Annotated in this window: 9 protein-coding genes; 5 read left to right on the top strand and 4 right to left on the bottom strand. The window is 58.2% G+C overall.

The features are described from left to right. Positions 1-36: 36 nt before the first annotated feature. From J1G18_RS25260 to J1G18_RS25275, 4 genes are read left to right on the top strand one after another with little or no spacing between them, the layout of a single operon-like run. Positions 37-1,098: a polysaccharide biosynthesis/export family protein gene (locus tag J1G18_RS25260; RefSeq protein WP_096797780.1), complete on the top strand. Its 1,062-nt coding sequence runs from the start codon at positions 37-39 to the stop codon at positions 1,096-1,098. 8 nt (positions 1,099-1,106) lie between these two features. Continuing rightward, the gene (locus tag J1G18_RS25265) at positions 1,107-1,772 is read left to right on the top strand and encodes a YjbF family lipoprotein (RefSeq protein ID WP_041074034.1); all 666 of its coding nucleotides are present in this window, start codon (positions 1,107-1,109) and stop codon (positions 1,770-1,772) included. Next, positions 1,769-2,530 carry a capsule biosynthesis GfcC family protein gene (locus tag J1G18_RS25270; protein ID WP_098964766.1) on the top strand — a complete coding sequence of 254 codons (762 nt, stop codon included), beginning with the start codon at positions 1,769-1,771 and terminating at the stop codon, positions 2,528-2,530. Before J1G18_RS25265 ends, J1G18_RS25270 begins: the two co-directional genes overlap by 4 nt. Continuing rightward, positions 2,527-4,605: a YjbH domain-containing protein gene (locus J1G18_RS25275; protein WP_123588486.1), complete on the top strand. Its 2,079-nt coding sequence runs from the start codon at positions 2,527-2,529 to the stop codon at positions 4,603-4,605. The genes J1G18_RS25270 and J1G18_RS25275 overlap by 4 nt, the downstream gene beginning before the upstream one ends. A gap of 426 nt (positions 4,606-5,031) precedes the next feature. On the opposite strand, the gene J1G18_RS25280 is transcribed toward J1G18_RS25275, so the two are convergent. From J1G18_RS25280 to J1G18_RS25290, 3 genes are all read right to left on the bottom strand, one after another. After that, a complete protein-coding gene (locus J1G18_RS25280) occupies positions 5,032-6,426 on the bottom strand; it encodes an undecaprenyl-phosphate glucose phosphotransferase (protein WP_098964762.1) in 1,395 nt (464 codons plus the stop codon). A gap of 388 nt (positions 6,427-6,814) precedes the next feature. Continuing rightward, complete coding sequence (locus tag J1G18_RS25285) at positions 6,815-7,459, bottom strand: transcriptional regulator (protein ID WP_027611488.1); 645 nt, start codon at positions 7,457-7,459, stop codon at positions 6,815-6,817. 278 nt (positions 7,460-7,737) lie between these two features. Then, entirely contained in the window at positions 7,738-8,478 is a 741-nt protein-coding gene (locus J1G18_RS25290) for a winged helix-turn-helix domain-containing protein (protein WP_098964760.1), read from the bottom strand. 507 nt (positions 8,479-8,985) lie between these two features. Here J1G18_RS25290 and J1G18_RS25295 point away from each other — a divergent pair. After that, positions 8,986-9,819: an undecaprenyl-diphosphate phosphatase gene (locus tag J1G18_RS25295; protein ID WP_027611490.1), complete on the top strand. Its 834-nt coding sequence runs from the start codon at positions 8,986-8,988 to the stop codon at positions 9,817-9,819. A gap of 52 nt (positions 9,820-9,871) precedes the next feature. On the opposite strand, the gene dusA is transcribed toward J1G18_RS25295, so the two are convergent. Next, the gene (gene dusA / locus J1G18_RS25300; RefSeq protein ID WP_123588481.1) at positions 9,872-10,867 is read right to left on the bottom strand and encodes a tRNA dihydrouridine(20/20a) synthase DusA; all 996 of its coding nucleotides are present in this window, start codon (positions 10,865-10,867) and stop codon (positions 9,872-9,874) included. Positions 10,868-10,898: the final 31 nt, after the last annotated feature.

Consider the following 10,898-nt stretch of genomic DNA (forward strand, 5'->3'; position numbering starts at 1 on the left):
CTTTTGCTGTTGGCAAGTATCGCTTTGCAAGGTTGCATGTTTTCCCCCGGCCAATACCTGAGCACCGGCGACATCACGCGCCAGGGCGCCAGCGAAAGCAGTCGGGTCGAGCTGATTCCGATCACGCCCAAGCTAATCTCGATGACCCGTGCCACGCAGAAGCGTGAGACGGTACCGTCGGAACTGTTGGCAACGCCTGCGGAATACCGCATCGGCAGCAACGATGTGCTGTACATCACGGTCTGGGATCACCCGGAGCTGACCGCGCCATCGGGGGCACAACAGCAGATCGACGCCAACGGTCGACTGGTGCGCTCCGATGGCACGCTGTACTACCCGTTCATCAAGGAAGTGCAGGCGGCCGGCAAGACTATTCAACAGCTGCGCTCGGACATCGAAACCCGGCTGTCGGCGTTCATCGCCGAGCCGCAGGTGGATGTCGCGGTGCTGCGTTTCGCCAGTCAGAAAGTGGTGGTTTCCGGCGCCGTGGCCAAGGCCGGGCCACAACCGATTTCCACCAACCCGCTGAGCGTGGTCGAAGCCCTCGGTACTGCCGGCATCGACACCAACAACGCCGACTTGTCGGGCCTGCTGCTGACGCGCAATGGCCGGGTGTATCCGCTCAATCTCGACTCGCTCAACCAGCAGGATTCCGAGTTGCAGCACGTCTTCCTCAAGGGCGGCGATCAGCTGTATCTGCCGTACAACGACAACAAGCGCATCTACGTCATGGGCGAAGTCAATCAGCCCCGTGCGCTGAGCTTCAAGACCGCGACGATGAACCTATCCGACGTGCTCGGTTCGGTCGGCGGCTTGAGCCAGACCACCTCCAACGGCAACGCGGTGTACGTGATTCGCGGGGTGGAAAACCTCGATGTCGAGCCGGCGAAGATCTATCAACTGGAAGCCCAGTCGCCGACCGCCATGGCACTCGCTTCGCACTTTGAAGTGCGCCCCCAGGATGTGGTTTACGTCGGCCCGGCCAACGTCACGCGCTGGAACCGCTTCATCAGTCAACTGGTGCCGTCGGCATCGATTGTCGGGACCGGGGCTTCCGCTGCGAAGAACTGGAGCGAATTCAGTAACAACAGCAAATAAGGCCGACCGTGAAAACCTTGAAAGTTGGCGTCTGCCTGATGGCGGCCTTGATGTTGTGTGGCTGTAACCCGCTGATGACCGCCTCGGTGCGCAACCTCAAGTCGGCGGTGATCGGGCCGGACGAGCTGGACGTGAGCGCGGCCCAGGTGGCCGAGGTCAAGTATCCGCAAGTCAAACTGACCACGCCGTCCGGCTCCGGGGTGCTGGCGCTGGTGCGCGAGCGTGAAGACCTGCAGTTCTGGGTCGCCTCCGGCAAACAGGTGTTGCTGCTGCGTGATGGCCTCGCCGTGCGCACCATCGGCCTCGGCGTCGAGGGCGACCTGGACGGCACGCGGCTGGCCGATAACGCGCCGTTCAAACGCGGCCTGCATCAAGTCGCCGATGGTTTCACCAGTCAGCGCTGGATCGACCTGTACAAGGGCCAGGAAGTCGGCTTGATCGTCAACAGCCGGTTCTCCCGTCGATCCACGCAAACTCTGCAAATTCTCGACAAGGAATACACCGTGCTGCGTGTCGACGAACGTATCGACGTCCCGGCGATCGGCCTGCGCGCGACCAACCATTACTGGGTCGATCCGCTGGACGGATTCATCCTGCAGAGCGAGCAGCAACTGACCGCGCAAATGCGCGTGCGCATCGTGCAACTGACCCCTGATCGCAGGCATCTGCCATGAAGCGCTTGCGGAGGTTATCGGCGGGTTTGCTGTTGCTCAGCGGCATCAGTCAGGCAGCGGTCACCGTCAGCGGCGATGTCGCCAACCCAGGGCCGGTGGAGTTGCCGCCGGGCGGGCGCTTGCTCGACGTGATCAGCGTGGCCGTACCGAATGCCGAAGGTTACTGGCTGGCCGGCGTGTTGCTGCGCCAGTCGTTGCTGGAACAGCAGGCGCGGCTCAAGGCCGGGGTGTTGTTTGATCTGGATGTGTTGCAGCGCATGGCTTCGTTGTTTGACCGCCCGAGCCGCGCGGCGCTGGCGCTGCGCCTGGCTCAGCAGGTGCGGCAAATGCCGGTCACCGGGCGACAGGTGGCGGACCTCGATCCGGTCGCGGTGGAAGTCGGTTTCGCGCGCAACATTCGACTCGATGATGGCGATCAGCTGATCTACCCGAAACGGGTCGACGAGGTGCAAGTGCTGGGCGCGGTTGCCGAGACCTGCCACCTGCCTTATCAGCCGCTGCTGGAGGCGCGTGAGTACCTGGAAAGCTGTACGCCGCTGGACGATGCCGAGGCCGATTACCTGTGGCTGATCCAGCCCAATGGTGCGGTGCGGCGCGTGGGTATCGCGCACTGGAATCGCGAGAGCGGGCAGTTCCCCGTGGCCGGCAGCAAGATTCTGGTGCCGGTGAAAAACGATGATCTGGATCCGCCTGTTCCTGAACTGAATCAGCAGTTGGCCGAATTGATTGCCACGCAGCTGGCTGAGGTGGTTCGTTGAAGTTACGTTTTGCAGCTGTGTTGTTATTGCCGTGCGGTCTGGTGCATGCCGAGCCGCGTATTACCCAAAATGATTTCGGCGGCACCGGTCTGTTGCAGACCCCGACCGCGCGCATGGCCCCGGCCGGAGAGCTGAGCGTCAACGCCAACCGCACCGAGCCTTACAGCCGCTACAGCGTGTCGTTGCAGCCACTGGACTGGCTCGAAGGTTCGTTCCGCTACACCGCGATCACCAACCGCCCGTACGGGCCGGAGTCGATGAGCGGCAGCCAGAGCTATAAGGACAAGGCGGTCGATGCCAAAGTCCGGCTGTGGCAGGAAACCCACTGGGCCCCCGATGTCGCTTTGGGCTTCCGAGACATTGGCGGTACCGGCTTGTTCGCCAGCGAATATTTCGTCGCCAACAAGCGCTTTGATAATTTCGATTTCAGCGCCGGCATTGCCTGGGGTTATCTCGGTAATCGCGGCGACCTCGACAACCCGCTGGGCTATCTCGATGATCGCTTCAAGACCCGTCCGGCCCTGGAAGGCACCGGCGACGTCAACGCCGGTTCGTACTTCCGTGGCAAGCCTTCGTTCTTCGGTGGTGTGAGCTATCAGACGCCGTGGGATCGACTCAGCCTGAAACTCGAATACGAAGGCAACGATTACAAGCACGAGCCGAAGGACAACGTGATCAAGCAAGACTCGCCGATCAACTTCGGCGCGGTGTTCAAGGTGGCCGATTCGGTGGACGTCAGTGCGGCGTGGGAGCGGGGCAACACGGCGATGTTCGGCATCACGTTCCACACCAATTTCGTCAGCCGCAAGGCGCCGGCCAAGACCTACGACCCGACGCCGGAACCGCTGCCGGCGAAGATGCCGACCACGCCGATGGAACAGGTCAACTGGGCCGACGTGTCGCAACGCTTGCAGCAGAATGCCGGGTACAAGGTCGAGCGCATCAGTCAGCGTGATTCCGAGTTGATCGTCTACGGCGAGCAGCAGCGCTACTTCCATTCGTCGAAGGCTGTCGGCCGCGCGAGCCGGATTCTCGACAACAGTGTGAACGACGACATCAACTGGTTCACCGTGGTCAACAAGCGTTACGACCTGCCGCTGGAAGAGACCAGCGTGCCGCGCCAGACCTTCCGCGAAGTGATCAACAACGAGGAGCCGCTGGAGTCGTTGCACCGCACCACCGAGATCAACCCGGCGATGCCGCACAACGAGAAAACCCTCTACAGCGAAGCACCGCAGCACTTCAATTATGGCGTCGGCCTGGGTTTCAAACAGAACGTTGGCGGCCCGGATGGTTTGCTCTATCAATTCAGTGCCGACGCGGACGCCGAGTACCGCTTCAACCGCAACACCTGGTGGAACGGTCTGCTCAGTGCCAACCTGGTGAACAACTTCGACAAGTTCACTTACGATGCGCCGAGCGGCCTGCCGCGGGTGCGTACCGATTTGCGTCAGTACCTGACCACCTCGGAAGTGACCATGCCGTTGTTCCAGGTCAGCCATGCCGAGCAGTTGGACAAAGACCTGTATGGCATGGTCTACGGCGGCTATCTGGAGTCGATGTTTGCCGGTGTCGGCGGTGAGGTGTTGTTCCGTCCGACCGGTGAGCGCTGGTCGGTGGGAGCGGATCTGAACTATGTGCGTCAGCGCGAGTTCGACCAGGGTTTCGGCCTGCGCGACTACTCGGTCTGGACCGGGCACATCACCGGCTACACCGATTTGCCGTACGACACACTCGCTGCGGTCAGCGTCGGTCGTTATTTGGCCGGCGACTGGGGCGGCACGCTGGACATCTCCCGCGAGTTCTTCAATGGGGTGCGCTTCGGTGCCTGGGCGACGATCACCACGGCTGGCAGTGCCGAGTACGGGGAGGGTAGTTTCGACAAGGGCATCTACCTGTCGATCCCGTTCGACGAAATGATGAGCATGTCGACCATGCGCCGCGCCAACCTGGTCTGGGCCCCCCTGACCCGTGACGGCGGCGCCAGGCTTAATCGCAGCTTCCAGCTGCACTCGATGACCGATAGCCGTGAGGGTGACATGTTCTATCGCAACTTCTCGAAGATTACCGAGTAAACCCGAGAACCCCCCTTGAGACCTGTGGGAGTGGGCTTGCTCGCGAAGGCGCCGGCACATTCAACATCTGTGCTGCCTGACCCACCGCTATCGCTTGCAGGCAAGCTCCCACAGTGATTTTGTGGTGTGCCCGATTTGAGTGAACGCCGCCGGACCCTGTGGGAGAGGGCTTGCTCGCGAAGGCGCCGGCACATTCAATATCTGTGCTGCCTGATCCACCGCTTTCGCGGGCAAGCCACGCTCCCACAGTGGAACGGGGTGAAGCGCATATCCCGATCCATACCGAGATCCCGTGTGGGAGCGGGCTTGCCCGCGAAGGCGTCGGCACTGCCACCCTCGCAACAGCCTGACCCACTGCCCAAATCCCGCCCACAAAAAAGGGGACTTTCGTCCCCTTGCGGTATCGCCTGGCTCGTCACCAGCCCATCAATAAATATCTTTAGACAGCAACGTAAACGGCGTCTTCACCAGGATTTTCAGATCCAGCCACAACGACCAGTTGTTGATGTAATGCAGGTCCATCTCGACGCGGCGCTGCATCTTGTCGATGGTGTCGGTCTCGCCACGGCAGCCGCTGATCTGTGCCAGCCCGGTAATACCCGGTTTGATTCGATGACGAGCCATGTACGCGAGGATTTTCCCCGAGTAGTAGTGGTTGTGCGCCACCGCGTGCGGGCGCGGGCCGACCAAGGCCATTTGCCCCTGCAGCACGTTGAACAACTGCGGCAGCTCATCCAGCGAGGTGCGGCGTATGAAGCGCCCGACCGCAGTAATACGCGAGTCATTACGGCTGGCCTGAACCACTTCACGATCATCGTGCACGCGCATCGAGCGGAATTTCCAGACCTGAATCACCTTGCCGTTCCAGCCGTGGCGATCCTGCTTGAAGAACACCGGCCCCGGCGAGTTGATCTTCACCGCCAACGCGATGAACAGCAGCACCGGGCTCAGCAGGATGATCGCCAGCAGCGCCACGCCTTTTTCCACCAGACTCTTGCTCAGTGCAGCGGTAGGGCGGCTGGTCAGCGGACTTTCGTTGAGGCAGATCGCCGGCAGACCATCCACGACCTTCACCGAGTGGTTGAGCAGGGTCAGACTGTTCAAGTCCGGCACCCAGACCACATCGACGTTGGCGCCGAGCAAATCGACGTACATCGCTTCGATTTTCGCAGCCTCAGCCAGCGGCAGGGTGATGTACAACCGGCGGATGTCATGGTCTTTGATCAGCTTGAGCAAATCTTCCTGATCACCGACCACACGCGGCGCATCCGAATCCAGGTTCGGCTTCGCGCCATTGCTGACCAAACCTACCAGCGGCAGGTTTTCCACCTGACTGATCTTCTTCGCCAGACCCAGTGCCAGCTCGCCGGTACCAACGATCAGGGTCTTCTGCGCGCTGGTGCGGGAGCGCTGGTAGTACTTGGAAAAGGCGTGCAACGGTGCGTACAGCAACGCCTGACCGAGGAAACCGTACACCGCCCAACTCAGCGTCACCTCGCGGGAGAACACCTCATCGGCCTTGCACACGAACGCGATGCAAGCCAGCGCGACCATGGTCATCGACCAGCCCATGAACAAACGTCCGAGCCCGGTCAGGTAATTGTCCTGCTTGCGATACACGCCGCTGAACGTATAGGCCGGCACCGAGGCCAATACCGCCAGTGTTGCGCACATGCGGTAATAGAACTCGACGGTGCCGGTCTGCCGTTCAGCCAGTATGAATAACAACGCAACAATGAAAGCCTGCGCCAGTGCCCATTGGCCCCAGAAGGTAAGTCCCTTGAGGCCGTTATTTCGATTGATCCGTAGAGAAAGTTCCATGAGATATCCCCAGAAATACGTCCATTCAGGTTTCGACAGTTGAAGTCCGAGTTGCTAGATAGGCTTGTTGTTGTTATTGGACGAGTGTCCTGAGGTAACAACGTCGATAGGCCGAACTGTCGTCAATCAATAGACTAAGTTATTGCCGGAGAGGGTGTCTGACGAGTTCTAACAAGATGGCACAGTGCCAACTTTTTAATAATCAAATACAAGGGTGTTAGAAAAGGTCGCAGAGCGGGGGGTGAATAAATTATGTTGTGTTTGTTACTGTAGGAGGGGTGGAGGCAGGGAGCTATTATTACCAGGGGGGGAAGCCAAACAGAGTGCTCTTGTTGTTTTTGTAATCGCACTGTTTTCTGTTTGTTTTGTTCGCGGATATCGGCGGTATTTACGCAACGATTTCCTGAATGAGGCAATAACCGCGGTTTCTTACGGCACGGAACAATCGCTCACCATTACTCGCGTTTTTGAACTTGTCCTGCAGGCGACTCAGGCACATCTCCAGGCCGCGATATTGCTCCGGCTCGCGGCCGATGCTGAGGATCAGGTCATCTCGACTGACTACACGTTCTTCGTGATGGAGCATTTTGCGCACCAGCGCGGTTTCCAGTCCGGTAAGGCTGATCTCGACGCCTTCCTTGACCAGTGCGCCTTGATCGTTGTCCAGATGCCAGGTTTCGTTGCAAGTGGCGGCGTCTTCGATGGCAGCAGTGCGGTTGTCGCTCTCTGCACTTTGAAACGGCTTCGCCGATTGTGCGGACAGCCATTCCGATTCGAGGGTGGCCAATATGCGCTGGGTGTCGTGTTCAATCGTGCGGGCAACGTTTTTCCGGGTGCCCCTTGGGTAAGTGAACTCCATCAGCATGGGAGCGGAAGAGGGCGAAGTAGCACCTTCAATAAACATTTGTGCCTGAGACGTGCCAAACGAATTGAAGCGCTCGCTGGACAGAATGCTCTCAAGTTCACGCTGCGACGTTGTACTGTTGGTCACGACGACAAAATATTTTCTTGGGAGGGTTGTACTAGTTTCCATGTCTCTCTCCTAAAATGTGCACCAAAATGGGCGAAAAGGTAAATCGGCAGGCGAGCAATGACTTCCTTGGAAGTAACCGACAGGCAGGGTCTGGGCCCAAAATGGCCTCGATAAATTCCACTCGTTCTGCTGCTATGTTGTTAAGTTTATTGTTATGGTTCGGTGTAGCCGTGCTCATTCAATGGCTTGATTATTAGTAGATTTGAAGTACAACTTGAGCTGTATGGTTGCATATGACGATCCTTCGTGATTATGCAAAGAGAATGGCTGCCCGAGAGTCAGGCAGTCGATATCAGACCCCGCATCAGGCGATAGCCGTAGCCGCGGATGCTCTGAATCGCATTGGTACCATACATGTCCTTGATTTTTCCACGCAAGCGGCTGATGGATTTTTCCAGCGCTCTCGGGTCGTAGAAATTGGTATTGAGCCCCATGATGCTGGCGATTTCATCATGGCTGAGAATGTGGTTGCTGGTCTGCGCAAAGGCTTCCAGGATCTTCATCTCGGCGAACGAGATGTCGAGTTTCTGGCTGGTGCCGCCCTGCAGGCAGATGCGCGTGGGGTCGAGCGTGAGGTTGATATCCCGCTGCCATTCTTCACTGTTGAAGAATTCACCGAGCAACTCGTCGCCCTCGTCGGATAGGGTATTGAGTTTGATACAGAAGTCGGCGCCGGCCAGGAAGTACTTGATCTTGTTGAACGCACCGCGACCGGTAATGACCGCGCAAATGATCGGTTTCAAGTTGTCGGAACGCAGGTTCTCGATCAGCGCAAGATTGTCTTCCAGCGCTTGCGGACTGTCGATAACGATGAAGATGGCTCGATACGAACCAGAAAGTTCATTGTTATAGGAACTAGTGTACGAACTGGCCTCAAGTGCCATATCAGTGCGTACGTGCTTTGCGATCAGCGCCCTGAAATGTTCGGCCACGCCACGGGTACGACCCAGAGTAAGAACACCGGGTGCGTCGTTTGTCGGGCGCGGACTTCTAGTCGCCAAGTTCCCTGAGAGCATCATGCTTTGACTCGAATTAGGTGCTGACATCGGGATGTTAAAGCACCGGTTCTCATCTGTGACTGACAATTGGTAACATTCACGCGATTTTTAGACGTGGCTCCCGAGTTTTCTAACAATAATTAAGCATTTCAAGCTTTTAGTTGATTTTCTCGGGGCTGTGAACTAGTCGTTACATGGTGGCAATGTGGAATTGTGCCACTATTTTGAATCTATGGCGATGGCTTTATTCATGTCCAATTGCCACTGTCGACGATCCTGAGACAATGTGAGCTGGATCACACTTTATTGGCCAGTCGAACTTTTTTCTACTATAGCCCTAAATATTTTTCGTGTAGTTCGTAGGCGGACGTTTATTAACATGGCTTGAGTGTGTCTTTTGATAAGACATATTCTCCGTCGCCTGATCAGGCAATGGGTGTCGCGTTATACCGATTGTTTAACTTCAGATACTCAATTCCTGAATGCAGTTGACCGGTCGCTCATCAAGAGCGCTCTGACGGAGGATTAATGGATTTCTGGACCTTTATCCAGGTGTTGATATTGGGCGCGGTAGAAGGCCTGACCGAGTTCTTGCCGATCTCCAGTACCGGCCACCAGATCATCGTCGCCGACCTGCTGGACTTCGGCGGCGAACGCGCGATGGCGTTTAACATCATTATTCAGCTGGGCGCGATCCTGGCCGTGGTCTGGGAGTTTCGCCCGAAGATCTTCGACATCGTCAAAGGACTGCCCACCCAACGCAATGCGCAACGTTTCACCCTCAACCTGCTGATAGCTTTCCTGCCGGCGGTGGTCCTCGGCGTACTGTTCGCTGACAAAATCCATCAATACCTGTTTAACCCGATCACTGTGGCCATGGCCTTGGTGGTGGGCGGCATCGTCATGTTGTGGGCCGAACAGCGCAACCATGTGGTGAGCGTCGATCATGTCGACGACATGCGCTGGTCAGACGCGTTGAAAATCGGTTTCGTGCAATGCCTGGCAATGATTCCCGGCACGTCGCGCTCCGGCTCGACCATCATCGGCGGTTTATTGTTCGGCTTGTCCCGGAAAGCCGCCACAGAGTTCTCGTTTTTCCTCGCCATGCCGACCATGGTCGGCGCCGCGGTGTATTCCGGCTACAAATACCGCGACCTATTCCAGGCCAGCGACCTACCAGTGTTTGCCCTCGGTTTCGTCATCGCCTTCATCTTCGCCATGATCGCCGTGCGTGGCCTGCTCAAATTCATCGCCAACCACAGTTATGCGGCGTTCGCCTGGTATCGGATCGCGTTTGGCTTGTTGATTCTGGCGACGTGGGTGTTTGGCTGGGTGAACTGGACGGAAGCGGCGGCGGGGTGATGCGCACGCCAGGCGGATCAACCCGCCTGGCGCGTTTTACGGAAGGAGGGCATCAACGCCCTTGCAGCAACTCGCCAGCCTGATCCAGCAGCGCCAGCGGATCCTTGGCCTTGTGAATATCCACCGACAACAACTGGCGGAACTTGCGCGCCCCCGGGAACCCGGTGCCCAACCCCAGCACATGCCGAGTGATGTGATGCATCGCGCCGCCCGCCTGCAGATGCTCGGCAATATACGGCCGCAACTGCGCCAGCGCCTCGGCGCGGCTGATCACCGGCGCGCTGCTGCCGAACAACTGCTGATCGACCTCCGCCAGCAAATACGGATTGTGATAAGCCTCACGCCCGAGCATCACACCGTCAAAGGTCTGCAAATGCTCATGGCAGGCCTCCATCGTCTTGATCCCGCCGTTCAACACAATCTCCAGCTCCGGAAAATCCGCCTTCAACTGCGCCGCCACGTCATACCGCAACGGCGGAATGTCGCGATTCTCCTTCGGCGACAAGCCCTCCAGAATCGCAATCCGCGCATGCACGGTAAAACTGGTACACCCGGCATCCCGCACCGTACCGACGAAATCACACAACTCGGCGTAACTGTCCCGCCCATTGATCCCGATCCGATGCTTCACCGTCACCGGAATCGACACCGCATCGCGCATCGCCTTCACACAATCCGCCACCAACTGCGGATGCCCCATCAGGCACGCACCGATCATATTGTTCTGCACCCGATCACTCGGGCAGCCAACATTAAGGTTCACCTCGTCGTAACCATGCTCCTGGGCCATGCGCGCGCAAGCGGCCAGATCAAGCGGAACACTACCGCCGAGCTGTAGTGCCAGCGGATGCTCGGCTTCGTTGTGACGGAGGAAGCGTTCGTGATCGCCGTTGAGGAGAGCGCCGGTGGTGACCATTTCGGTGTAGAGCAGGGCGTTCTTCGACAGGAGGCGTAGGAAGTATCTGCAATGCCTATCAGTCCAATCCATCATCGGGGCGACGGAGAAGCGGCGGGAGAGTGGGGCGGGTGTGGCGGAGATAGGAGACATTGGCGGTTCTGGATTGGGTGGGGCTGGGAGG

Origin of the sequence: Pseudomonas sp. MIS38 (assembly GCF_019891575.1) — a bacterium.
In the GTDB taxonomy this organism is placed as follows: Bacteria; Pseudomonadota; Gammaproteobacteria; order Pseudomonadales; family Pseudomonadaceae; genus Aquipseudomonas; species Aquipseudomonas putida_A.